At 45.5% G+C, this 24,620-nt stretch carries 27 protein-coding genes; 1 reads left to right on the forward strand and 26 read right to left on the reverse strand.

Going from position 1 to position 24,620, the window contains the following annotated elements:
* Nucleotides 1–36 precede the first annotated feature (36 nt).
* From M4D81_RS28895 to cntA, 22 genes are all read right to left on the reverse strand, one after another.
* Nucleotides 37–1,026: a FecCD family ABC transporter permease gene (locus M4D81_RS28895; protein ID WP_260068967.1), complete on the reverse strand. Its 990-nt coding sequence runs from the start codon at nucleotides 1,024–1,026 to the stop codon at nucleotides 37–39.
* Nucleotides 1,016–2,062, reverse strand: coding sequence for an ABC transporter substrate-binding protein (locus tag M4D81_RS28900; protein WP_260068968.1), 1,047 nt, complete (start codon nucleotides 2,060–2,062; stop codon nucleotides 1,016–1,018). Before M4D81_RS28900 ends, M4D81_RS28895 begins: the two co-directional genes overlap by 11 nt.
* Nucleotides 2,063–2,155: 93 nt before the next feature.
* Complete coding sequence (locus tag M4D81_RS28905; protein ID WP_260068969.1) at nucleotides 2,156–2,638, reverse strand: hypothetical protein; 483 nt, start codon at nucleotides 2,636–2,638, stop codon at nucleotides 2,156–2,158.
* Nucleotides 2,639–2,669: 31 nt separating this feature from the next.
* Complete coding sequence (locus M4D81_RS28910) at nucleotides 2,670–3,122, reverse strand: Fur family transcriptional regulator (protein ID WP_260068970.1); 453 nt, start codon at nucleotides 3,120–3,122, stop codon at nucleotides 2,670–2,672.
* 102 nt (nucleotides 3,123–3,224) lie between these two features.
* On the reverse strand, nucleotides 3,225–3,494 hold the full coding sequence (gene rpsN, locus M4D81_RS28915) for a 30S ribosomal protein S14 (protein ID WP_113059885.1): 270 nt from the start codon (nucleotides 3,492–3,494) through the stop codon (nucleotides 3,225–3,227).
* Between the two features lie 29 nt (nucleotides 3,495–3,523).
* Nucleotides 3,524–4,720: a metal ABC transporter substrate-binding protein gene (locus M4D81_RS28920; protein ID WP_260068971.1), complete on the reverse strand. Its 1,197-nt coding sequence runs from the start codon at nucleotides 4,718–4,720 to the stop codon at nucleotides 3,524–3,526.
* Nucleotides 4,713–5,576 carry a metal ABC transporter permease gene (locus tag M4D81_RS28925; protein ID WP_260068972.1) on the reverse strand — a complete coding sequence of 288 codons (864 nt, stop codon included), beginning with the start codon at nucleotides 5,574–5,576 and terminating at the stop codon, nucleotides 4,713–4,715. The genes M4D81_RS28920 and M4D81_RS28925 overlap by 8 nt, the downstream gene beginning before the upstream one ends.
* A complete protein-coding gene (locus M4D81_RS28930) occupies nucleotides 5,522–6,229 on the reverse strand; it encodes a metal ABC transporter ATP-binding protein (protein ID WP_260068973.1) in 708 nt (235 codons plus the stop codon). The genes M4D81_RS28925 and M4D81_RS28930 overlap by 55 nt, the downstream gene beginning before the upstream one ends.
* A 77-nt stretch (nucleotides 6,230–6,306) precedes the next feature.
* Nucleotides 6,307–6,456 (reverse strand): 50S ribosomal protein L33, encoded by a 150-nt coding sequence (gene rpmG / locus M4D81_RS28935; protein ID WP_007127873.1) that lies wholly within the window; start codon nucleotides 6,454–6,456, stop codon nucleotides 6,307–6,309.
* 95 nt (nucleotides 6,457–6,551) lie between these two features.
* Nucleotides 6,552–7,367, reverse strand: coding sequence for an AAA family ATPase (locus M4D81_RS28940; protein WP_260068974.1), 816 nt, complete (start codon nucleotides 7,365–7,367; stop codon nucleotides 6,552–6,554).
* Between the two features lie 48 nt (nucleotides 7,368–7,415).
* Nucleotides 7,416–7,748: a DUF3024 domain-containing protein gene (locus M4D81_RS28945; protein ID WP_194542669.1), complete on the reverse strand. Its 333-nt coding sequence runs from the start codon at nucleotides 7,746–7,748 to the stop codon at nucleotides 7,416–7,418.
* A 79-nt stretch (nucleotides 7,749–7,827) separates the two neighbouring features.
* On the reverse strand, nucleotides 7,828–9,015 hold the full coding sequence (locus tag M4D81_RS28950) for a GTP-binding protein (RefSeq protein WP_260068975.1): 1,188 nt from the start codon (nucleotides 9,013–9,015) through the stop codon (nucleotides 7,828–7,830).
* 250 nt (nucleotides 9,016–9,265) lie between these two features.
* Nucleotides 9,266–10,081 (reverse strand): ABC transporter ATP-binding protein, encoded by an 816-nt coding sequence (locus M4D81_RS28955; protein WP_260068976.1) that lies wholly within the window; start codon nucleotides 10,079–10,081, stop codon nucleotides 9,266–9,268.
* Between the two features lie 32 nt (nucleotides 10,082–10,113).
* Nucleotides 10,114–11,166 (reverse strand): FecCD family ABC transporter permease, encoded by a 1,053-nt coding sequence (locus tag M4D81_RS28960; protein WP_260068977.1) that lies wholly within the window; start codon nucleotides 11,164–11,166, stop codon nucleotides 10,114–10,116.
* On the reverse strand, nucleotides 11,163–12,197 hold the full coding sequence (locus M4D81_RS28965) for a FecCD family ABC transporter permease (RefSeq protein ID WP_260068978.1): 1,035 nt from the start codon (nucleotides 12,195–12,197) through the stop codon (nucleotides 11,163–11,165). The genes M4D81_RS28960 and M4D81_RS28965 overlap by 4 nt, the downstream gene beginning before the upstream one ends.
* Before the next feature lie 2 nt (nucleotides 12,198–12,199).
* Nucleotides 12,200–13,246 carry an ABC transporter substrate-binding protein gene (locus M4D81_RS28970; protein WP_260068979.1) on the reverse strand — a complete coding sequence of 349 codons (1,047 nt, stop codon included), beginning with the start codon at nucleotides 13,244–13,246 and terminating at the stop codon, nucleotides 12,200–12,202.
* Between the two features lie 53 nt (nucleotides 13,247–13,299).
* Nucleotides 13,300–14,514, reverse strand: a complete 1,215-nt coding sequence (gene cntE, locus M4D81_RS28975) for a staphylopine family metallophore export MFS transporter CntE (protein WP_260068993.1) — start codon at nucleotides 14,512–14,514, stop codon at nucleotides 13,300–13,302.
* A gap of 26 nt (nucleotides 14,515–14,540) precedes the next feature.
* Nucleotides 14,541–15,287: an ABC transporter ATP-binding protein gene (locus tag M4D81_RS28980; protein ID WP_260068980.1), complete on the reverse strand. Its 747-nt coding sequence runs from the start codon at nucleotides 15,285–15,287 to the stop codon at nucleotides 14,541–14,543.
* A gap of 3 nt (nucleotides 15,288–15,290) precedes the next feature.
* A complete protein-coding gene (gene cntD / locus M4D81_RS28985; RefSeq protein ID WP_260068981.1) occupies nucleotides 15,291–16,097 on the reverse strand; it encodes a staphylopine uptake ABC transporter ATP-binding protein CntD in 807 nt (268 codons plus the stop codon).
* Complete coding sequence (gene cntC / locus M4D81_RS28990; protein ID WP_260068982.1) at nucleotides 16,084–16,965, reverse strand: staphylopine uptake ABC transporter permease subunit CntC; 882 nt, start codon at nucleotides 16,963–16,965, stop codon at nucleotides 16,084–16,086. Before cntC ends, cntD begins: the two co-directional genes overlap by 14 nt.
* Nucleotides 16,965–17,897 (reverse strand): nickel/cobalt ABC transporter permease, encoded by a 933-nt coding sequence (gene opp1B, locus M4D81_RS28995; protein ID WP_260068983.1) that lies wholly within the window; start codon nucleotides 17,895–17,897, stop codon nucleotides 16,965–16,967. The genes cntC and opp1B overlap by 1 nt, the downstream gene beginning before the upstream one ends.
* 30 nt (nucleotides 17,898–17,927) lie before the next feature.
* Complete coding sequence (cntA, locus tag M4D81_RS29000; RefSeq protein ID WP_397376784.1) at nucleotides 17,928–19,505, reverse strand: staphylopine-dependent metal ABC transporter substrate-binding lipoprotein; 1,578 nt, start codon at nucleotides 19,503–19,505, stop codon at nucleotides 17,928–17,930.
* 408 nt (nucleotides 19,506–19,913) lie between these two features.
* On the opposite strand from cntA, the gene M4D81_RS29005 reads away from it, so the two are divergent.
* Nucleotides 19,914–20,252, forward strand: a complete 339-nt coding sequence (locus M4D81_RS29005) for a hypothetical protein (protein WP_260068985.1) — start codon at nucleotides 19,914–19,916, stop codon at nucleotides 20,250–20,252.
* Between the two features lie 196 nt (nucleotides 20,253–20,448).
* Here M4D81_RS29005 and M4D81_RS29010 read toward each other — a convergent pair whose 3' ends face one another.
* The 4 genes from M4D81_RS29010 to M4D81_RS29025 all read right to left on the reverse strand — a co-directional run.
* Nucleotides 20,449–20,970, reverse strand: a complete 522-nt coding sequence (locus M4D81_RS29010; protein ID WP_260068986.1) for a hypothetical protein — start codon at nucleotides 20,968–20,970, stop codon at nucleotides 20,449–20,451.
* Nucleotides 20,971–21,469: 499 nt separating this feature from the next.
* The gene (locus M4D81_RS29015; RefSeq protein WP_260068987.1) at nucleotides 21,470–21,796 is read right to left on the reverse strand and encodes a DUF6506 family protein; all 327 of its coding nucleotides are present in this window, start codon (nucleotides 21,794–21,796) and stop codon (nucleotides 21,470–21,472) included.
* A gap of 699 nt (nucleotides 21,797–22,495) precedes the next feature.
* Nucleotides 22,496–23,275: a phytoene/squalene synthase family protein gene (locus tag M4D81_RS29020; RefSeq protein ID WP_260068994.1), complete on the reverse strand. Its 780-nt coding sequence runs from the start codon at nucleotides 23,273–23,275 to the stop codon at nucleotides 22,496–22,498.
* Between the two features lie 504 nt (nucleotides 23,276–23,779).
* Nucleotides 23,780–24,620 (reverse strand): glycosyltransferase (locus tag M4D81_RS29025; RefSeq protein ID WP_260068988.1); only part of this gene is annotated, 841 nt, incomplete at its 5' end.

The following is a 24,620-nucleotide window of genomic DNA, read 5'->3' on the forward strand; positions in this document are numbered from 1 at the left end:
GACACGTCAGCGAAAGGTCCTGTGTCTCAATCCGATTCATGCTTTTTTCCTTCTTAACAGATACAGGAAAAAGGGCGCTCCCAGCACACCCATGATGATTCCGACCGGCAGCTCCATCGGGGAGAACATAATTCTTGCCAGCGTGTCGCAAATCGTCAGCACGGCAGCGCCTAACAGCGCTGTGGAAGGAATCAGAAACCGGTAATCCCCTCCGACAAGCAGCCGGGCGACGTGCGGTATGATCAGCCCGACGAATCCCAGAAGGCCTGCGATGCTGACGGCACTGGCTGCAAGCAGCGTTGCGATCGCAGTAATCCATAATCGGGAAAGTTCCACCCGGATCCCTAAACTCCGAGCCGTGGCATCTCCGAGCATCATAATGTTCATTTGCTTGGAGAAGAGCATCGAGAGAGCTAGACCGATCAAAGAGTATGGGAGGATGATCGATAGGTCGGGCCAGCTTTTAGCTGCAAGTCCGCCTACCATAAAGAGCAAGGCCCCTTGAACCCTGTCGCTGTAAAAGGTGAGCATTGCTGATATCCCGGATCCCAAAAAGGCGGAGACTGCCACACCGGCAAGGACAATTCTGAGCGGGTTTACTCCGTCTTTCCAAGACAGCAGATAGATGATGAATGCGGCAAGCGTCGCTCCGATGAATGCGGCAGGCGTCAACAGATAATCATATTGCGGCATAACGACAAGCAGGAAAATTCCGAACAGCCCGGCCCCGCTAGAGACCCCAATTATATGGGGATCTGCCAGCGGATTCCGCATAATTCCTTGCAGCAAAGCTCCTGAAACGGCAAGGTTCGCTCCAACAAGCATTGCAACAAGCGTTCGTGGCAGTCGGATATTCCAGATAATCTCCCGGTTCACTCCGGGCAGATCATGTTGCAATACGGCCGCAGCAATATCTCGAAGCGGAACCATAACAGCGCCGGTGGCTATGCTAAGAACGGAAGCTGCTATCGCTAAAACCATGAATATGATGATCACGGACACAGAGCGAATGGATTTATTCGGCATCACCGAAGATCTCCGGATACACCAGCTTGGCTAAATACTTCAGCGATTCATCATAGTGAAGGCCTGGATTCGTGAGGAATAAATCGGATGGTACGACAATCACTCGCTGTTCTTTGACAGCTCCTATAGAAGCCCATGCAGGATTGCTCTCGAGTTCCTCCTTAATTTTCTTATCCCCCACAGCCTTTTGTCCGTGGATGATCATAAAGATATAATCCGGATTCTGCTTCGCAAGTGTCTCCATGCTGTAAGGGGACGTGGTTGGACTGTCAGGCGATGATGCTAGGGTCTCTGCCACGTTGCTCAGGCCAAGCATTTTGGCTATCTCCAGTCCTGTTGTTCCGTCCTTCTGGATGGAAATTCCACCGGGGGTGACGTTTAGATTGATAAAGGTACGATGATCTCCCGGCAATTGCTGCAGAACTTCATTCACCCGGTCATCTAATGTCTTCAGCTTTTCCGGCAGCTGTTCTTCCGTCCCGGCAATCTTCGACATCCATTCCGCCTTTGACTTCATATCCTCGTAGCTGGACATGCTCATTAGTGCTACTTCAATGCCACTGCTCTCCAGCGACTTTACAAGCTCCTTATGAAAACGTGCTTGCCCGATGACCAGATCCGGTTTTAAAGCCACCACCTGCTCCAAGCTAATCTGACTTACGGTCCCGACAGACGCTATCGCTTCTGCTTCTTCAGGGATCGAAACGCCCAGGGCTTCCATCCGCCCTACCGCTTGTCCTCCAACAGCATACAGCAGCTCAAGGAATTCGGGTGACAGCACGACGATTCGTTCCGGACGCTGTTCAAGCGTAATCGTACGATTCGTCGCATCTTGGAAAGTGATATAAGCTTCGTTGACTGCTGGGGGCTCGGTTTCTGTTTCCGATGACTTCAGTTCTTTTTGGTCATGAGCTTCTGTCTCCTGGCTGCCTGAAGTTTCGGTTCCATTGCACGCTGACGCAACAAGTGCGAATACGACGATAATACAGATCGTCAAGATGTAATGTGTTTTTTTCTTACTTAATTGCAAAGACATGGACTCGTTCTCCCCTTATGACTAAATCCTTTGATTTAGCAGCTAGTAACGACATTCTATGTAGAATGTAATTTTTACGATTATAGAAGATGCTTATTTGCTTACCGTATTAATGCAGAATTCTTTGGCATAATGATTCATTAAAGTACAGAATCTCCGATTGTGCCGAATAAAAAAGGAGGACAGATCATAGCGGTTCCTGGATGGCTCGTAAGTAACAAGCAAACGGTGTTTCATTCGCTCCATTGCGAACTCGATAAATGACTTTGCCTGCACCGAGGAGATGAAGGTGACATACGCATAGAGCGAGTGGTCTTCCGGCTCATCCAAGAGGCTGACTCCCGCGCAGGAATACTCTGTCTGTATCCCTGCTCGTTTGAAATACATATACGCAGGAAGAAGTTCTGCGTCAAGTTCTGTGTTACCTAACCAGACTGTCTGCTTTTCCCGCCTTCGCTGCTTGGACAGCTTCGCCCATTTCCCCAATTCCATCTCTCGGCGGTTCCACTGATCTTTGCTATGCGTACTTATCACTCGTTCTACTTCTTGATCGAAGATCCTAACCCTGTCCGCCATCTCTGTCCTCCCTGTCGGCCATGATGCTTGCTCAGTCATTCCATTCCGGTCTAGCGGGAGCATGTGTTTCTAATGAACTTTCACAATCCGTGCAGTAACCGAAAATATCAATTTTGTATTTCAGTGATCGAAACTGCTGGGGCTTGGGTAACTCCATCTCCTCTGGATCAAAGCTCATCGGAATGGTTTGTTTACAATCCATGCATATAAAATAAAGCTGCGGCTGAACATGATCGATTATGCGATACCGCAATTCATTATCCAACACGAAAATCTCAACGATCCGCAATTGCCTAAAAAGCTCAAGATTCCGATATACTGTACCGTAACTCAATCCATGAAAGGTTTTCTCCATGGCTTGGTATATCTCTATGGCTGAGAATGGACGCTTTAATCCTAAAATCAGATCAACAAGGAATCTTCGCTGCGTTGTAATTCGCACGCCATGCTCAACCAGGTAGTCAATCATTTTATCGAGCTGCATGCCAGGATTCAACCTGATCACCTGCCTGCTACTATCATGATATGATTTATGTTAGACAACTTTAGTACGACAGCCCACGATCCTATACCCAGATGTTGCGTCTTACCAACTGGACTTTTTCACGCCTGGAATTTGTCCTTTGTGGGCTAGCTCGCGAAACACGATCCGTGACACGCCAAACTTGCTAATATAGCCTCTTGGTCTGCCGCTAACCGCGCAGCGATTGTGAAGTCGTGTCGGGGATGAGTCACGAGGAAGCTTCTGCAGTCCCTCATAGTCCCCTTTTTCTTTTAGCTCCCTACGTTTTTCAGCATATTTGGCCACGACTTGCTGTCTTTTTCGTTCTTTAATGACTTTGGACTTTTTTGCCATCTAAAACAATCCTCCTCTATTCTTAAGATTTATTCATTTAAAGCAGCCTGCAAGGCTTGGAGATTTTGATGCATGATTGCAATATAATCAAGTTCTTTTGCGATATCTTCCTCCGTCAAGCCTTCAATCGGATTCAGCACGGCTGTGGATGCTCCGATTTCAGTTGCAATCGTTTCTGCAACGTTTGAGGCGACGAGCGTTTCAAAAAATATAGTTTTTACATTGTTCTCCTTGGCAAATTCAATGATCTTCGCCATTTGCGAAGCCGACGGCTCTTGATCCGGAGACAACCCCGCGATCGGTACCTGGGTTAAACCATATTCATGGGCCAAATACCCGAAAGCAGCATGCTGGGTGATGAAGTCTTTTCTCTTGGAATCCTTCAATCCTTCGTTAAACTCCTGATCCAACGCCTCCAGCTTGCTTACGTAGGCATCTGCATTCGCTTTGTAGGCATCCTTATGCTCAGGATCTGCTTCAGCTAGGCCTTGTTCAATATTACGCACTTGCTGAATAGCAAGAGCAGGCGAAAGCCACACATGAGGATCAAGACCTCCGTGATCATGATGATGCCCGCCTTCTTCGCCATGGTCATGCGCATGTTCATCCTCGTGGCTATGTTCGCCCTCTGTGCCATGGTCATGCGCATGTTCTTCTTCATGGCTGTGTTCACCTTCTGAGCCATGGTCATGAGCATGTTCTTCTTCGTGGCTGTGTTCGCCCTCTGTGCCATGGTCGTGTGAATGCTCATCTTCGTGGCTGTGTTCGCCTTCTGTCCCATGGTCGTGTGCATGGGAATGCCCTTCGCCTTCCATGATCCCTATCCCTTGACTAGCCTCAATTATCTTCAGATCACGATCTTTGACGCTATCCAGTACCTGATCAATCCAGCTCTCCATACCTGCACCGTTATACACAATCACGTCAGCATCAGCAATGCCTGCCATATCCTGCGGCGTAGGTTCCCAGTCATGCGGTTCAACCCCTGCAGGTACCAAATTCTCAACATCCGCCAAATCGCCAGCGACTTGGCGCGTAAATTCATACATCGGATAGAAGCTTGTTTTAATCTTTAATTTTGTTGCTGTTGATGTGTCTGTTACTTGGCTATCTGTTGTATTCATGCTTCCATTGGATTCACTTGGCTTGGCAGAACCGCAGCCCGCGACAGCCAATGCTGCGGATAATGAAAAAGCGGCAAGGATTCGTTTATAACTCTTAATCATGATTAATAACTCCTCTTACTTTCGGTTTGTGTATTTGTACAGCTCTTCGATTTCGCAATTGCAGAAGCCTCTGAATGAATACAGCTATGAGCAAGAACCCTAACAAAATGAGAGCAATCGTGCCACCGGGTGGTGAATTCAAATAGTAGGAGGCGGTTAACCCCGAGAATACGCCAACCAATCCTGTAATGACGGCTACGCCCATGGCAGCTAAAAATCCGGGAGCAATCCGGAGTGCGATCGAGGCTGGAAGTACAATAAGTGCCGATACTAGCAATACGCCAACGATCGGCATGGAAGCAGCGACCGTCATGCCTGTAAACACGGCGAATGAAAACGAAAGAAGCGAAACCCGAGTTCCTGAAATTGCAGCAGTCTCCTCATCAAAGGCGAAGTTATACAGGGGCCGGCGTAAGGCAACAAAAAACACCAGCCCTAATGCGGCTACGATGGCAATCAGAGCTAGTTGTGTATCACTGACCGCAACGATGGATCCAAAAAGGTAGGAACTGAAGCTTTTGTTCAAATGCGGATTCAAACTCATCAGGACGACGGCCACTGCCAGTCCGGAGGTCATGATAATGGCTACCGGCACCTCGGTGTAGGTGCGGTATACCCTTCGAAGCTGTTCAATGACAAGAGCTCCGAGAATGGCGATCACAAATCCGCTTATCGTCGGATTGAGATGCAAGAACGATCCTAGTGCCACCCCTGCCAGCGATACATGGGAAAGTGTGTCAGCCATAAGCACCTGCCGACGAAGCATTAAATATACGCCGAGGATCGGAGCGATTACACCGATCAGGCCTCCTGCCCAAAACGCACGCTGCATGAATTCGTAACCGAGCATCGCCATCCCGTATCCTCCTTTCGTTCCAGATGGACGACCCGGTCCAGGTAAGGATCGATTTCCTCCAATGAATGGGTGACTATGATCACGGTTTTGCCTCTATGTTTCACATAACGATCCAGCAGCTTGTATAACTCTTTACGGCTCGCTTCATCCATCCCGGTTGTTGGTTCATCAAGGATTAGCGCCTCCGGCTCCTGAGCCAATGCTCTGGCAATACAAACCCGTTGCTTCTGACCCCCTGACAATTCACCAATTTTATGGTTGCGATATTCCCACATCCCCACTTCAATCAAGCTTTGCTTGACGGCCTCATGATCGCTGGCTGCAAACCGTTTGAACAACCCGAGACGATGATAACGGCCTGAACGAACGAGTTCGATGACTCTGCTGGGGAAACCGGCGTTAAATGAACCCACAAGTTGAGGAACATAACCAACCGTTATTGGTGATCCGTCCTCCGATACACGATTCATTTCAATCGTTCCGCTCCAAGGCTTGATCAAACCCAGCATCAATTTAAGCAAGGTCGATTTCGCTGCACCATTGGGGCCTGAAATAACGATAAATTGCCCGGTATGGATATCCAGTGACAGGTTCTCGATGACGGTTTGATCTCCGTATCCAAACACGACGTCGCGCATGGAGGACATAATCATTTCTATCTCTTCCTTCCTCATGACAGAACATTCAACACTGTCTTGCGTAATAATTACGATTAATGACGCTGCTTATATTAACGTGTCTCGCGATGTAACGTATATCTTTTCAATCTAGGGCAATACTTGCGCATTTCCAAACGCTCTGGATGATTTTTCTTATTTTTGGTTGTCGTGTAATTGCGATCTCCCGTTTCGGTGCATGCCAATGTAACGATGACTCTCATATTTTGCATCCTCCTTATTAGTAATGTTTACGATTAGTAATACTAACCTCTATGTGTATCTTTTGTCAACCCATCTATCGGAGTTATGACATCTATTAATGAGCAGCGACGGTTATTGGATTATACTCTTCAATAGCGTTCTGCATATGCTTCATCTGAAGAGGCATTCGCTCAATAATCGCTTTTCGTTTTGCTTTTAGTACAATTTGTTCAATATCAGCAAAGCTGCACCTTGCAAGCTGCTTGCAAGTTTCAGTGAGAATTGACGGATCATATTCAAATTCGCCAATGAGAATTTCAATGTATTGCTTCCTTTGCTCCAGCTCAGGCACGGTATAGATTAACTTCGTATCGAATCGGCGCCATATAGCCTGATCCAGATCCTTTTCTAAATTGGTGGCCGCCATAATAATGCTCTGGTCTCCAAAGTCATCCAAGCATTGGAGCAACGTATTTACAGCACGCGCCATCTCCTTGACTTCATCGTTGTTATCTCGAGTCCGGGCAATGGCATCGAATTCGTCCAGGAACAGAACACACGAAAATGTGCCGGCATAATCGAATATTTTACGGATATTGCTTCCGGTTTCCCCCAAATGACTGTGGATGATCGCGTCCAAGCGAACCAAGACAAGTGGAAGTTCAAGGACCTTAGCCATGTAAAAAGCCGTTAAGGTCTTTCCTGTTCCTGGAGGGCCGTACATGACAATCTTGTTTGGAACCGGCACGCCATGCTGTTCAAACTCCTCCCTCATCCCTAAAATTTCAACAAATTCTTTCACAATTCTTTGATTGATTTCTGGTAAAATGAGATGCTTTGCCTTTTTGGCACAGTCCTTGGGAGAATATAGGCTTGCCATGTCAATTCCCTTCGCACGGGGAAGACGCTGACTCGTATTACTTTTGCTCATCGATAGTTGTTGCTCCTTCAGTGTGTATATAGATGGATGTATCCCGGTTTAAGTAACCCATATAACCTCTTGGGCATCAATTTCTACCTGCTCCAGCACCTCTTCAAAATCATTGCTGGGATTAATAGACGAAACTGGAATCCATTCATTGCCGTTCGGCTTGGCATAGACTCTCCATGTACCTTTGTGGAAATGAAATTGCACTAGCTCGGTAGACATCCACTCCCGTCGATCCCAATCGGGTCTTTCTTCCGAAAGGATGACGGTATCTTCAAGAGTCCGATACGTTAGCCGAACAGACGCCCTAAGATCCGCAGGTACTTTCACGGCAATGTAACCCTCGAGAATTGCACAGATCCTTTTGTACGTAAATGGGTCCACGCAAAAATACCTCCTATCCCTCGGTTTATTCTTCTAGCGCGCTGTTCACGTAATTTTAAATCAATAGCCGCTCTATCAGCTATGCAATCCAAGGCAATGGATTCTCAAAGCGCGCCCAATTCAAGCTCATTTCCTCATCTGTAAGCAGACACTGATCCAACGCATCCTCAACATTCTCCCGATCCATGTCGATCCCGATCATCACCAACTCGGTTTGCCGGTCTCCCCAATCGGTGTCCCATTTCGCCCGAACATCCTCCTCGGTTCGTAAAATCTCCTCTCTTTCGGCTGCAGGAAGAGCGGCAACCCAATATCCAGCGGGTCCAAACTGAATCGAGGGGCCGGCTTGGCTTAAGCTTGCCGCAACATCTCCATCTGCAGCCAACCACACCAGTCCTTTGGCTCGAACAACCTGTTCAGGCCATTCCCCCATGAATTCAGCCAACCGGGATGGATGAAAGGGTCTTCTGCGACGATACACGAAGGAACTAATTCCATACTCTTCGGTCTCCGGGACATGCGTTTCTTTTTGTAACTCCTGGATCCATCCAGCTGACATGCTTACACGTTCAAAATCAAACAATCCCGTATTCAAGATCTCAGACGGATCGACTTGCCCATTCCAGGTACGAATGATCTTGGCGCTCGGCTGCAGCTTCCGAAGGACAGCTTCAAGCTTGTTCAATTCCGCGTCATCCACGAGATCACATTTATTTAGCAGCAGTACATCGCAAGTTTCGATCTGATCGATCAGCAAATCCACGACATCACGATCATCTTCGCTTCCTGCGCCCTGATTGCGGTCCAGAAGGCTCTGACCGGATGCGAAATCCTGCCAGAATCGATTAGCGTCCACGACGGTTACCAAACAATCGAGTTTGGCCAGATTCGTTAGATCAATCCCTGTCTCTTCGTCGGCATATGTAAATGTCTGAGCGACCGGGATCGGTTCGCTGATGCCTGTGGATTCAATCAGAATGTAATCAAACCGTTGTTCATTTGCGAGTTTTTCAATTTCCTCCATTAAATCATCTCGCAGCGTGCAGCATATGCATCCGTTGGACATCTCGACCAGCTTCTCTTCCGTGCGTGATAAGGACGCCTCTCCCTTAACCAGCGCTGCATCAATGTTAATCTCGCTCATGTCATTTACAATGACAGCGACCTTCAGTCCTTGCCGGTTATTCAAAACGTGATTTAATACCGTTGTTTTTCCCGAACCTAGATACCCGCTGAGTACCGTTACGGGGATTTGTTGTTGTGTCATTGCATTCTTCTCCTTGTGACTTGATATTGGACTTAAAATAGACTAATCCATATTATTCGTAATGATTACGATTTATGACAACCCTAATATAATTCCTTTTATTCAAAATGTCAAACGTCTATATTTCGATACATCACGTCGTTAGGATCACAAATTATCTTGGCTCCAAAAAAACCACAGCGAATAGACCAAAGATGATCATGGATCCCTGGTCTACCAGCCCTTGATTTTGCAAGCGTTGAGCAATTCCTTATCCTTCGCGATGAACGATGGAATGGGGCAGGAAGATAGGCGTTCCCGCCACAGGATCCTTCAACACCGTAGCGTGTATTCCGAACACTTCCTGCAGCACAGCTTCAGTCAGCACTCGATCCGGCGTACCATCCTGTACAACCCGCCCGTCCTTTAGAACAACCATTCGATCTGCGTATCTCGCCGCCTGATTCAAATCATGAAGCACAACAATAATCGTAGTCCCTCTCTCTTGATTCAGCCTTCTAACGAGCTCCAATATCTCCAACTGATGTCGAACATCCAAAAATGTCGTAGGCTCATCCAGCATTAACACGGGAGTCGACTGCGCGATCGCCATGGCAATCCACGCTCGCTGCCTTTCTCCCCCCGAAAGGGAATCCAGCGGCCGCTGCTCGAAAGCTTGCATTCCGGTAACCTCAAGCGCCTCTTCGATTGCAGCATGATCCTGCTTTTTCAACATCCGCAGCGGACCTACGTGAGGATACCGTCCCTGCTCTACCAGCTCTCTGACCGTTATGGCCATCGGAACCTCCGGTGACTGAGGGAGTATCGCCATTTTCCTTGCCAAGGCCCTCGGAGATTCTTTTGCAATGGCATGCCCATCCAGATATACACACCCTTTCTGCGGCATAAGCAGCCGTGCCATGGTTTTAAGCAGCGTGGATTTGCCGGATCCGTTCGTGCCCAAGAGCGCGGTCACACCACCCGATAGGATATCCATGGACAGCTCTTTGAGGATGGGTTTGTCGTTATATCGCAGCTCTATTTTCTGAGCTTCCAGCAAGGGTTTTTGGGATTGATCTTCTTTCATCTTCGTCTCTGTCTCCTTGTTCGTTGAAACATTTAATGTGATTTTCTTTTTTGCTTAATGAGATACAGAAAAAAAGGAGCCCCCATAAAGGCGGTAACTGCCCCTACCGGAAGGGAAACTTGCGAACTTAAACCGAATACATGCAGCTCGAACGACACGGCCTGAGCAATGACATCGGCGCCGAGCAGCAGCACGCCTGTGACAACCGTACTGAAAGGGAATAATCTTCTTGCATCTTGGCCTACCAGCTTTCTTGCAATATGAGGACCGATAAGACCGATAAATCCGATTGCGCCAACGGCTGCAACCGCTCCGGCGGTCAGCATTGCTGCTAGGATCAGCATCATCCATCTCATTCGGCGAACAGGTACGCCCAGACTAGCCGCCGTAGACTGCCCCAATTGCAACGCATTCGCAGCTCCAGCGCTAAGAAGACCGAGAGGAATGATCAGTAAAGCCCAAGGCCAAAGCATATCCCAATGCACCCAGACCCGGCCATTAAGGGATCCGATCATCCATAACAAGATGCTGCCGACCGCTTCCGTATGCCGGAGCAGGATCAATGAGGTGCAGGATTGCAATACACTGCCCATTAGTATTCCGACTAACGCAAGCCTGGTGATATCCATTCCCTTACCTAGACTTAATGTGTTTACAAAGAGGACGGTGCCAATACCGCCGATCCATGCAACCAAAGGAAGATATTTTGTCGCGTCTCCTAACCCGTGAGCAAAAGTGATCCATATGACGATCATCAACACCGAGCCTGCCGATACGCCGAGCAATCCTGGCTCTGCCAACGGGTTGCGGGTTATGGACTGAAGAATCGCTCCTGCCAGACCCAGCATGGCACCCGCTACAAGCGCAATCAAAGTCCTTGGCAGTCGAAGCTGCCATATGATTTGTCGATGATGTGCCTCTTCATGCACGTTTGCCAATGCACGCAGAATATGCTGCGGTGAAATCACCACTTTGCCAAATGCGATATGCATGACACACAGAATCAGGACAAGCAGCAAGGCTACCATGAGTCCGATCTTATATGTCATCTCATAGGGATTGCGATTACGGATCAGCTTGTTCATTCTGAAGACCGCCCCCCAAGCTTACGCAAAAACAATGCGATAATAACAGGTCCGCCGATTAGAGTCGTCCAAAGCCCGACAGGCACTTCCCTGGGCATAAATACGGTTCGTGCAAGGACATCGGCTGTTGTTAACAGTACGGCTCCGAGCATTGCCGAGAATGGTAGAACGAACTTTGCGTCATATTGCTGTGATAAGCTCCGTATAAGGTGAGGAGCGATCAAGGCGATATAGCCAATGGGTCCGCACTGGGATACAACCGCTGCCGTCATCGCGCAGCATACGATAAGCAGATAAATACGCACCCGCATGACATGAAGTCCCAGACCTTCGGCCGTCTCGCTCCCCAAGCGCATTACGTTCAAAGATCTGGCGAAGCTTAGGGAAAGGGGAATCATAACGAGCGCCCAGGGCAACAGATGACCGACATGAGTCCAATTGCGGTTCGCCAAATTCCCCATCAGGAACGTAAACAAGAGGCTTGCACTATTGGATGACCCCATCGTAATCACCCATACCACCAATCCATTCATGATCGCAGTTACTGCAGCGCCAATAAGGATTATATGTATGCCTCCATTTCTTCCCCCAGCTGCCAAGATAACCACAGCCCCGCCTATCAGTCCCCCAAGAAGGGCAAACCACGGCTGCATGCCGTAGGAGACAGGAACATGTAAAACCGTAATAAGGGCCATCATAAACGAAGCTCCCGAAGAAACACCTAACAACTCCGGACCTGCTAATGAATTTCGAAGTCCATCCTGCAGAAGAACGCCGCATAACCCCAGCATCGCTCCGGCAATGCATCCTAGTACGATTCGAGGGAGCCTGATCTCCATAACGGACACCCTCTCAAGTTCGGTTCCCCCGTTTAAGAACAGCAGCTGCCGCAAACTTGACCAGGATATTTCCGGGTAGCCGTACTTCATGCCTACCGCCATAGCAGCAGCCAGCATGATAAACAAGGCAAAAAAAAGGGGCGCACCCCCTATTTTTGCTCTCTTGACTATGGTGGAATCGGTACGCTGCAATGCTATTCCACCGCTTTCTTATAAAGCTCGGGATACAGGATGCTCATCGCTTCGTCTAATATGATGCCGAGCGAACGCGTTCCTCTGCCGCTCGCCCATACGGATGTGCGCATCTCATGAACCTGTCCATTCTTTACCGCGCTGAGTCTGGACCACAGCGGATTCGTCTTGAACTGCTCGGATAATGGCTGTGAATCGGGGCTGAACGTGAAGGTCTCGACAAAAATGTAATCCGGATCGTTCTCAAGCACTTTTTCCAACGAATAAGCCATCCCCCCTGCTTGATGGCCGCCATCGGCCTCTGGTGCGGGCCATGGGTATTGCGTCACTTCCGCCAGCACCGAGCCTACGAGTGACCCGGCCGTATCGATTCCGAAATTTACATCAGACCCATACATGACCAACGCGGTTTTATCCTTCGGGCTGTGTTCTTTGTAGAAGTTGAATTTATCCAGCAAGCGCTTCTCGGCCGCTTCGGCTTCCGCTATTCTTCCGGTCAACTGGCCCATATGCTGCAGGAACTCGATCGATTCTTGCATACTCTTGGGCTGGACGATGTACAGCGGAGCAATGCCGGCTAAGCCTTCCCGTAAACCTTCATGGGTTCCTTCCAATCCGATGACCAGATCTGGCCCCGCTAACGAAATATCCTCCAAATTGGGTTCAAAGAAGCTTCCTCCAATTTGTCCAAGGCTTGCTGCTTCCTCACCATAAAACTCCGGTTCTGGCGCAAGTCCTCCTGCAGTTACTGCAGCTGGTTTCAATCCCAGGGCATCTACGCAGATCTCTGTTAAACAAGCAATCTTCTCCACCGGGAGGTCAACGGATATTTCCGTTCCGGTAACATCCTTGAATGTCGCTTCGGAGTTTTTTCCTTCCTCATTTGACGCTGCCTCTTCAGCACTTGGCGTTGCTTTTTCAACATTTGGATCCGTTCTGTCCGTTGCATTTTCAGTCCCCGTTTCTTGAGGCGGGTCTTGGGGAACACTGCTGCAGCCAGAAATGAGTGCTGCAATTATCAAAAATACGATACCTAGTCGTTTGCGCATGGGTTACATCTCCTTTAAATCCAGTGTAATTATTACGATTAATACGGATGAAGCTATGTACTCTGAACATTTTCTTCTTCACTGGCCTGACTTCTCGAAGCCTTCCTATCTCTGCGCCCATATGCAAAAACAATCATAATCAGTCCCAAGGCAGCACAGATCAAGTACATGGAGGAGTAAGATAGAACATCGGCGATCGGTCCCATAACGACACCGCCCAAAGAAACTCCGAGATCGGCCATTGCGATAAACAAGCCTATCAATACATTGCGGCTTTGTTGAGGCAATACAAAAGATAAATAAGTTGTTAGTGTCGGATACAGGAGCGCCTGCGCAATGCCCATAACAATGGCTCCTACGTACAGAAACAGAGAACCCCATAGTTGAGAAATACTGATGCATAGGGAAGCGAGGGCAATGAGAAACATGATTCCCATGACAAACCACGAATGCCATTTGCCATCAGATGGGATTCTTTTTCTTAGCGTGAAACGAGCAGCGACTACAACAGCAGCTTGAAGCATCAAATAGATACCGGCATGGCCGCTCTCTAACTGAGAACCGTACAGCGGCATAAACGTGGTTACCGCTCCAAACACGATCGACGACGAGAGCATCAGTACACTGCATTTGAACATGAGTGGATTTTTTATGATCTGACCAAAGGACTGAAATACCCCTGAATTCGTGGTCTGCGTATCGGAAGTTCCCGTTGCCGGGTCCATTTTAACTGCGTAACCGAAAAGACCAGTACTGATAGCAATCAGGATTAAGATGATCGATATGGAGTCCATCCCGTTCGTTTGCCAGAAACCTATAGCAAAAACAGGACCGATAATGCCCGGAATATATGAAAATAAAGAGTAAAAGGAGATGCCTTGAGAACGATCTTTCTCTGGCAAAGCGTCAATAATGCCAATCTGCAGGGCCATCGAAAAAAATGCTGTTGAAACACCCTGCAGTATTCTTGCAAGCAAATACCCACCTAACCCGGTGAATGAATACAGTATTAAAGCAGCAGCGTTGACCAAGAGAATAATGCGAAGCACCCTAATTGGTCCGTACTTTTGGATCCATTGGCCGGCCCACGGCCGAAAAAACATAGTTGTAAACATGTAAGCGCCCATAATAATGCCGATCGTTGTGCCGCTTGCTCCCCATGCAGCTCCCTGAAGCGGTATGATGACGTTCAGAATGGCATTGGCGCTGAAATATAGCAGTGTGAGCAAATATAAACGCAGAAATGGCCAAGACATCGCTCCACTCATCATTCAATCCTCCTGCGTTGAAAATGTCAAAATGTAATCAAGTGATCGATCAGTCGCTTGGCATAGTCCGATTGGACCTGCTTTAATTGCTCGACATGAACGGTCTCTTCAACCTGACCACTTTTAAAAATAAGGATCCGGTCGCAAAGGTAAGCTGCTGCTTGTATGTCATGGGTAATAAAGACATAACTCATCTGATAGATTTTTTTAAGTTCCTTTAATAATCGTAGAACTTGAATTTGAACAGATACATCCAAGGAACTCACGGCTTCATCGAACACAATGCACTTTGGCTCCGTTGAAACGGCTCTTGCGATGCAAACCCTTTGCACTTCCCCTCCGGACAACTCATGAGGATACTTTTTTTTGTACGAAGAATCCAACCCGACTCGACCCAACAGAACGTCGACTTTGCCTCGAAGATCGTTTCCGGGTTTTCTCAGAGCTTTCAATGGTTCCATCACGGCTTCTTCAACCGTAAAGTACGGGTTAATGGAAGATGTATAATCTTGAAATACTGCACTGATATTGCCCAATCTGGTTTGTCGGTGTGTCACATTGTTCCCTTCGAAAACGATCCTTCCACTATCTGGCTTCTCGATGCCCAAGATGAGTCGTCCGAGCGTTGACTTCCCGCTCCCGCTTTCTCCAATGATGCCAAGACATTCCCCTCTCCTGCATTCAAAACTTACGTTTTTGAGAATGTTTTGCCTTCTCCCCGTCAACCATCCACCAATGCGGTAGGATTTATCGACGCCTTCGACTTTCAGCACGGATTACTCCCCTTTCATGATGGAATTGAAATGGTTGCTCAGCTCGAGGCGAGTAGAAACCAAGTATTGGGTGTATGCGTGGTTCGCTGATGCAAATACCGTTTCGGTTATGCCCCTTTCAACAATCTCGCCGTTTCTCATCACAATCACTTCGTCCGCAATCTTCCTTACAACCCCCAGATCGTGGGAAACAAATATCATAGAACTTCCCGTGCGTTCGCGAAGCTGGATCAGTTGCTCGAGCACTTCATATTGAGAAATCGTATCCAGTGCTGTAGTCGGTTCGTCCGCGATAATAACGTCGGGTTCAAGCACCAATGCCAATGCAATCATTAATCGCTGCAGCATCCCGCCCGACAATTGGTAAGGGTATTTATTCATGATCTCCTGTGGATCATGAAGCATGACGCTCTTCATGGCATTGATCATGATGGATTCTGCCTCGCTTTTACCCCAGCCAAAATGCTGCTTTAGCGTCTCCTTGAAATGCACGCCGACTACGCATGATGGATCAAATGCGCTCATTCCATTCTGCATGATCATGCAAATGTATTTGCCACGTCTTTTTCTCATTTCCTTCTCCGGGAGTAGGGTTAAATCATCCCCTTTAAACAAGATATTTCCGGATTGACGAATACCTGGCTTGTGTAATCGGATAATCGACCTGCATGTCATGGATTTACCGCTTCCGCTTTCCCCTACGATGGCCAGACAGGTGCCTGACTTTAATTGAAACGAGCTGTTATGGATGATCTCTTTCCCATCTTTCGCGTTCCATACCCTCAGTTGATTAACCTCAAGCATACTCATAGGCCGGTTTCTCCACCTCTGCTTTTCTTTGCATTCTTCCTGAGTTCATTCGTTTCGGATCCAACGCATCCCGAAGTCCATCCGCCAAAAAATTAAATGCTAAGACGGCAACTACTATGGCCAGCCCAGGCGCAAGCATGAGTTCCGGACGCGAGAACATTACCTCTCTCGCCTCATTCAGCATCATTCCCCATTCGGCGTGCGGGGCCTTTATTCCCAATCCAAGAAATGATAATCCTGAAATTTGCAGAATCATGGAACACATCGAACCGCTTGCAGTAACTGCAATATCGGAAAACGTCACGGGAACAATATGTTGAAGGATGATCTTGCGATTGTTGATGCCCGCTGCTTTTGAAAACTTGACATAATCCATCTCGGAATACTGCATGACCGATGTCCTGATGACGCGGGCAAACCACGCCCATTTCATAGCAACGAATGCAATCAATATGTTCTCGAGTCCCGCCCCCAGAATGCCCACGACCGCTAAGGTCATGACATATCCCGGAAAGGATAGCATAATATCGCATAGTCTCATGAATACCTTATCTGTTTTCCCGCGAAAGTAACCTGAGATAAAGCCTATAATCGCCCCCACGCCTACAGATGCCAAGAGTGCAACTAAAACCCAAAGGATACTGGGGCGAATGCCGTAAATCAGCCGGGATAGAATATCTCTCCCTAAATGATCGTTACCAAGCCAATGAGACCAGGAAATCCCCCCATATCGAAGATTCATATTTACTTCGTTAGGATCATGCGGAGCGAACAATGGAGCTGCGACTCCTACGATTATGATTGCTGCAATAACAATCAGAGACAGCATGGCTAGCTTGTCATTGCTTAAATTTTTCAGGACTCTCATTAGATTTCCTTCCTTAGCTTCGGATTCAATGCCGCATTAATCAGATCAGCCAGGGTGTTAAACAATACAAAAGCTACGGCCATAATAAGGACATAAGCCTGTATGACTGGGAAGTCTCTGCTCAGAATCGACTTTATGCTTAGACGACCGTGTCCCGGCCATGCAAATACATTTTCGATAACGACCGTACTTCCCAATATAATCGGAATGGCCATGCAAAATATGGATACGGCAACCTGCAAGGAATTTCGTAGAATATGAATGGTGATCTTCCTCTCAGGCAAACCGCAAGCTCTCCCATAGACTACATAATCTTCGTGTAATTGAAAGAGCATGGAGCTTCTTACGTTTCTGAAGTAAATGCCTACATATGCCATTGATATGACCGTCACCGGTAGAATGTAGCTTTGATAAGAATCCATCCCGCTTGTCGGTAATAGGTCCAAATGGACGGAAAAATACCAGATCATAAGCGAGGCCAGCCAATAGGAAGGCATTGCGGTCAGAATGAAGGACCACCCTCTGATTGATCGATCCAATAACTTACCTTCATTGAGTGCACAAACAACCCCCAAGATGATGGACAGCATGATAATGATGACTGAAGAAACCAAAGTTAGCTTTAACGTATTAAGAAATGCCGGGCCTATTAATGACCAAACCGATTGCCCTGTTACATAGGACTCTCCAAAATCCAGTCGAAGACAGGCTAACACCCAGTCTGCATACTGTTTAAGGAATGGCTGATTCATTCCCAGCTCTTCCCTCGTTTTGGCAACCAGCTCGTCCGTGATTTCAGGGACCTCCTGGGCGCGAAGCACTACTTCCACAGGGTCCATCGGAGACAGATTAATCAATAGGAAAGTCAAAAACGATATGACGACCAGAATTGGAACGGACAATAATAGACGTTTAATAATATAACTTCCCATACATGTCTCCTTATCGAATGATGATCTGTCCTATTCAAAATACATGCGTTCGAATGGGAGTTCGAATTGCGTTTGTTTGAAAGCAATCCCTTTTAATGCCTTAGGTGCGAGCACCGTAACACTGCCATTCGAAATCGGGATAAATACAGCCTCATCATGCACGATTCGCATGATCTCCGCATACAAATTTGTCCGGTTATCTTCATCGGTAGAGACCATTACCTTCTGAATAAGGTTGTAGAGGTCATCTGCTTCCTCGATTCCCTTGGTAGTGTGGAGATAAGAAGCTTCCGAAGTGAAGGCCGAGATGGTGCTTTGAGGATCATACGCCAATCCCCAAGTTTGATTGAACAATAATTCATAATCCCCTGTAGATCGGCGATTCGCAATGGAACTGGATTCTTCGCCGATAATATCCAGTTGTAATCCAATCGATTTTAATGCATTTTGAATAAATTCAGCCTGTGTTTTTTGTGAGGAGGAGTTGCTGTCGTAATATAAATTCATGGCCAGCCTTTGACCCGACTTACTTCTGACGTCATCGCCCCCGGCTAATTTCCATCCGGCTTGGTCCAGTAAGAGCTCGGACGCTTCTACATCATAACCCCGCTCCTTTAATTGGACGTCTGCATAATTGACGTTGGATGAGAACAATCGATCCGCTTCCGCTTCTGTCCCTTCAAATATGTCCTTGCTGATGGTTTCCCGATCTATTGCATACCAGATAGCTTCCCGGACGGCCGTTTCGCTTATCGGGCTTTCTGATTGGCTGCTGTTGGCAACGATCATTTTTGTATTCATGGCGTCACTTCGGACTATTTGGTAATTCCCCGTATCGACCAAGCGGTTCATCGCTTGTACATCGAGGCTGTCCGCTCCCCGGTCATCAGTGAATACGAAATTCACTTCTCCTTTTTGCAAAGCGAGGAACGTAGTTTCACCGGCCGGAAGTACTTTTGCAGTAATTTTTTTGATTTTTGGCGTCCCTCCCCAATACTCCTCATTGGCGGTGAAGGATGCATACTGGTCGATCTGATGTTCCTTAAATATGTAAGGACCTGTGCCGTTGGATCCACTCACGCCATTCTTTGACTCACCTTGAATGAAGTCTTTGGGGGAAATAAATACATAGGGTCGCGTCATGGACAGTTCGACCAGTGCAGGATAATATGATTCGCTCAAATTGACTTGGACGGTGTAATCATCTAGAACAGTCACACTTTCTATTTTGGTCGATAGTTTTATCCAAGCGTGCTTTTCGGCATTACGCTGGACGGCATCGATATTTTGCTTGACCGCTTCGGCATTAAACGGCTCTCCGTCATGAAACTTCACATTTTTTCTTAAATAAAAGGTATACACTTTTCCATCTTCCGAAACCTCCCATTTTTCAGCTAACAATGGTTTTATGCCTTCTTCTGTGTTCTCTACCAAAGACTCGTACACCATTCCCTGAGCTGGCATGGATCCCGTGTATAAATGAGGATTCATGTCATGAATATCTTTCGCAGTTGCATAGATAATTTCATCTAGGATTGCCGACTCACCATTCTTACCCTGAGTTGCTTCACCACACCCTGCTATTAGTGCAACCGTGATCATGTACATACATACCTTAACAATTCTGTTCACGCTTTCCCTCCTAAAAATAATTACTGAACTGCCCATAAGTTTCCCTGCTAGGCCAGACTTTCATTGATCCCCCTATCTCTTCCCGTGTTTACTCAGTGCAACTTAATTGTAATCATTACTATTTAATCCGAAAAAAATATAGCATGTCATCGTGAAATAGTCAACAAATTATTCCATGGAATTTTTTGTTTAAATTAGACAGCAGCGCGATACCAGTTAATATCGCCGACTCAAAACTTTAAAAGCGCTCAATAAAAACACTCATTGGCTTTGGATTACTCACGCATGACTTGTGTTCTTAATTTAGTGAAATTTAAACATAGTAATTAATGCATTCATTTGATACAGAGATCTTATATTTGTTAAGTTTTAGGAGGGCTAACATTGAAATCAAACATGAAATGGAGTGTCGTTTTAATATTGGGATTTCTTCAGTTATCGGCCTGCTCCGAGCAAACAGCAACTAAAGAATACGCGAATCAAGACATTGAAACTAAGGATCCTTATGAGTCCGAAACGAATAAAACTGACACGGTATCGAAAGAGGACGAACAAAATGAAGTCCCAACTGAAGATTCTGTTGAAGTATCGGTTAATGAACCTGCTGTTATTGATTGGGAAACTGCTCTGGAGGAATTGGTCTCAGATCATTCATCGAAAACTGAAAAAGCGGATGCTGCAGAAAGATTAGCAAGGGATTACACGTCTAGTGAAGATGGTTGATTTTTGAAGGCACAACCAAAGAGACGAAAAACACTGTTGTTGAAGAAGAATTTTTATCTGCAATTCTTAAGGTGGCTAATGAGTTTATTTCTTTTAGAGAAACACTATTTAAAATTGATTGTCTAGGCAGTTTAAAAGCAGTAATGTCTGAAATAACTCTTTGGCCGCGTCCACCTCGTTCATGTATGGAAAGGTATCACTCAACAAGCTGATCCTCAATAAAATGCATTCTCTTAATTACCTTCCCTTCCTTACTTTTGTCATAACTATAGTATTTTTTTTGTGAGTCTACATCAGACCAAATTATTGATGTAATCAGATCATGTTTATGATGTTCTATCCGATCTGTATTCATGTAGCTTTCATCGGGCTGCCAGTCTCTTGGAAAATCCTTGCTTTCCCTATAGAAGTACATATAAAAAAACCGATTTTTTCCTTCTATTATTTTAATTTCACCTTCAACTGGATGATCCTTACTGTATTTTTCAACTAATTCTTTCAATTGTATTAAATCCTTCGGTGGATTTAGAATCATATAGTGCTTTCTAACAGTCACCATTTCTTCATCCTTTTTACCAAAAACCTCTTCTGTATTCGCAATTTCGAAAATCTTTGTTTCCCCACTTGATTCCTTATTCATCGTATATCCAATTAAGTATGATGAAATTAAGAATATACCCATAATCAAAACTAGAGTTTTTAAATTAACTTTAATCACAATTCCCCCTCGGTATAACGTCTTATCTATGTTATGGTATTATCTGGATGCCATTTTTTAGAATCCAGCCTTTCTTATTATCAGAATGAGCGAAAGTACACAGTTGCCCACTCCGCATCCCTTGAACTTCATAATAAGAAATGACTATTTCACGAAAGTCGTAAATTCTGGGCCGCTGGAGTGTTGCATTTTCTGGCTATGGCGACCACCTCCTCGGAAAATATAAAAAGCCGATCCCTGAAGAAACGACTTCAAATTTTATATTTAGTTCAATTCTATAAAGTAATGATCTTAACGGTACATTTGAACAAACCACATTTTAAACCTTTCATAGTTTTCTCTTGTTTAATTGGTTAAATGACCTTTATATAGCCATTGATCCCAGTTTTCACAAAATCCATATAGATGGCAACATTACCATCATCTTAAGGAGAGGGCTTTTTGTCCCATTCCACGGACAAGCCTTAAATTGATTTAGTTAAACACATTATAAAAAGGTCTAACCCTCGTTTGATTTTTCAGGTGCAAGCAAATCAAGCATAGGTTGGCGTGCTTCAGGTCCATATGCAACACTTCCAACTGGAATAGCATTATCTATAGCTTCACTTACTTTAGCAATCCATAAAGGTCCGAAACCTCCGCATAGTTCAATCATCTGAACTCCATCTTTCACGAGTTGCTGTGCGATTTGTATTACACGTTCTTTTTCCTCAAAATCAATACCTATAGCAGTAAATTTACAATCTTCATTTCCGGTAGTAACTGTATTTTTTTCTGGACTAAATTTCGGAGATAGGTATATATAAGCCCAGTTATGAAGCGCCATAAAAATATTCCTCCAATAAAATCTGATTTTTTATTACATAGTGTAAATAAAATAATTGATAAAAGCAAATACCCCTAACTAGTTTATTAAGGCGTAAGCCATGATTTATATTGGAGTTACATTTAGGGAAGTTACTGAACTACACCATCATATTCTTTTTCATAATACAAAAAGGCCGCTTTAATTGGGAAGCGGCTACCCTGCGATACACTCTTTATCCGCTGCAGTCACGGGAGTCTTGAAGAGAATGGACTTATAATCTATATGTCGTAAATATCCACCTTATTCGTAAGGTCCAAGGGCACATGTTATCGTTATGCGCACTCCTACCGTTTTCCGACTGACTGTATGAAACAATCAAACATGTCTTAAAACTGCTTATAGTACATAAGGGGTTAATGAGCATTGCAGTTAAGGACTTTTACTTCAAAAGTGTAGTGAACACATATCTTATAAACCTCAAATAACATAAGAATTGCCTGATGCAGCTATACCGGTAAGTTCGCCAAGGTACGGACCTTGTGCCGTTGAACCCACTTTGTCGCCTTCAGCAATCACATCTAATCAGCTATGAATATAAGTTATTGTCCTCCGATACTACTCGAAGTAACTATGCTTACAATAGTTAAACGATCAGAAAAGAACCCTTTACCCAGGTCTTCCGGCTTCTTGTTCAAATCTAAATATGGACAATTAAATTTACCCAGTCACACGATTCACAATTTTTAGAACCGCATCCCTCGTTAATTTATTTCCACCTGAAGCGATGAGGTTGACTGTAGCTTGGGCTAGCGCTAATGGAATCTTGCAAAACATTAATGCTGGGCCATCCTTCAGCTCTGCGATATAAGAGTCGGCAATTTGCAGATTGCGGTGTGTGTACTGTTGCATCTCCTTATATCCCCAACCATCAGGAAAGAAGTCAACACCACGTTTAAGATCCTCTTCTCTATTACGGAGGATATTTACCGCTTGTAGACCTCGTCCGAAGGCAATCGCTTTCGTTAGATCTGATCGAGTTCCGTCATGCCAAAACCAAAGCTCCGATAACATCTCTCCAACCATACCTGCCACACTATAGGTATATCGGTCCAGATCCTCTTCTGTATGAATGCTCCAGCCGTTTTGAACCCATTCAGCCATATGTACCGCCATCTTTGAGATGTACCGATATACGATATCGGTACTGGAAGACGGACATAGAAGCGCCCATTTACCTATTTGCATCGTAACTGCCGGTAATACCGTCCGATGAGGCGATAGTATGAATTGGGTTGCCATAACATCGTGGGTTTTAAATGTTTCATAAATCTCAAGAAGTAGTTCCACCTTCAGTTCGTCAGCGAGTTCATTGTGATCCTCGATTTCATCTATAGCCCGCATACATAAATAGGCTGATGCAACAGCCTCCCTTAATCCTGAATCCAAATAACTTATTGGTATAAAAAAAGTACGGCTCGTTTTCTTTAACATGGACATTGCTTCTTTCATTGCGATGTTATTAATGAGTGCTCCCTCCAAATAGTATCTCAGCTTTAAATGACGCATTGCTTTACCGCGATAATAACATACTCTACCGCTTTTAACCAAAAAGCAACCCAGAGTAACGAAAGTGTTGATAAAACACCTTTATGAATCCACATAAAGATTGGGCATCTAAAGGTCATACTTCACAAAAGATTGGCTGCCAATATACTCAACGGCTGGTGAGATATTTTAACAGGGATCGAATTTTATTTAAGGATTAATTCATTAAATCCATACGAATATAACATTATTAATAGATTTTTTTATCGCTTAACTCACTCATCAGATGAAAAGAGGGCAGGAATGCCAGCCATTTTTTAATTAACGTTTCCCGTTATTCAATGATAATCACTTAAATTGTTGATAACAGAATGCCTTAAAATTATCTAAATTCATTTAGAAGGAAATTATGATTGTGACCGGGCATGCCAGCGTAAACCATGGTGCTTCAAACCTCTAATTTTTGAAGAGCAAAAAGCCATCTAAATATAAATTCCAAACACTTAGTATACAGGTAGTAAGTTCGATCCCTGTCATAGCTACGATGTTACTCAAAGTACGCTTACCATCTATGAAACTTAGCAAACTGTACTCGTTCTGCGAAAGAAATCGACGACTGGGCCAGACCGGATCTTCCGAGATGACCAGCAATCGAGTAATATCGAACCTGACCGACGAGGTGAAATACGGGATGCTGTTTTCACTAAGGGAATTGATTTGTAGTTCCTCCGCCAATCGTGTGGAGTAAGGCTGCATAAGTTTTTCATATAATTCGTATTGTTCACCTTCAAACATTGGTGGATACCACTTAGGAGTGTCCGTTGTTGTGCTAGCTGCGTACCACCCGCATGTACGTTTATGGGCCTCGTATTGTTCAGCAAATCGGCTTGGCTTGTAAGCAATGGAATTTAATGCACCTTTACTCATCGTAGCTAGATTACTTTGTATATCTGTCACCACGTGTACTAAATTTTTTGTTAATGCAGCTATACTAAAATGTAGATGTGCATAGTTGGCGGCTTGTCTTCCGATCTCCTCACGTAGATCCTCTCTTTGCAATAAAGTAATTACGGAAGCAACTCCTTTGGCCCAATCCACACGTATTCCACGTTTTGTTAGTACCGCATCTACAAAATAACCTGTTAGACCATGCTGTACAACATCCTTGAATCCCCCCCATTCAGTACAAACAACCGGTGTACCACAAGCTGCTGCTTCTGCTTGAGAGAGTCCAAAATTTTCACGATGGTAAAACCCAAAATTAGTCACCACATCTGCAGCAGAATACATTTGAGCT

It is taken from the genome of Paenibacillus sp. p3-SID867, from assembly GCF_025142895.1.
Classification (GTDB): Bacteria; Bacillota; Bacilli; order Paenibacillales; family Paenibacillaceae; genus Paenibacillus_AQ.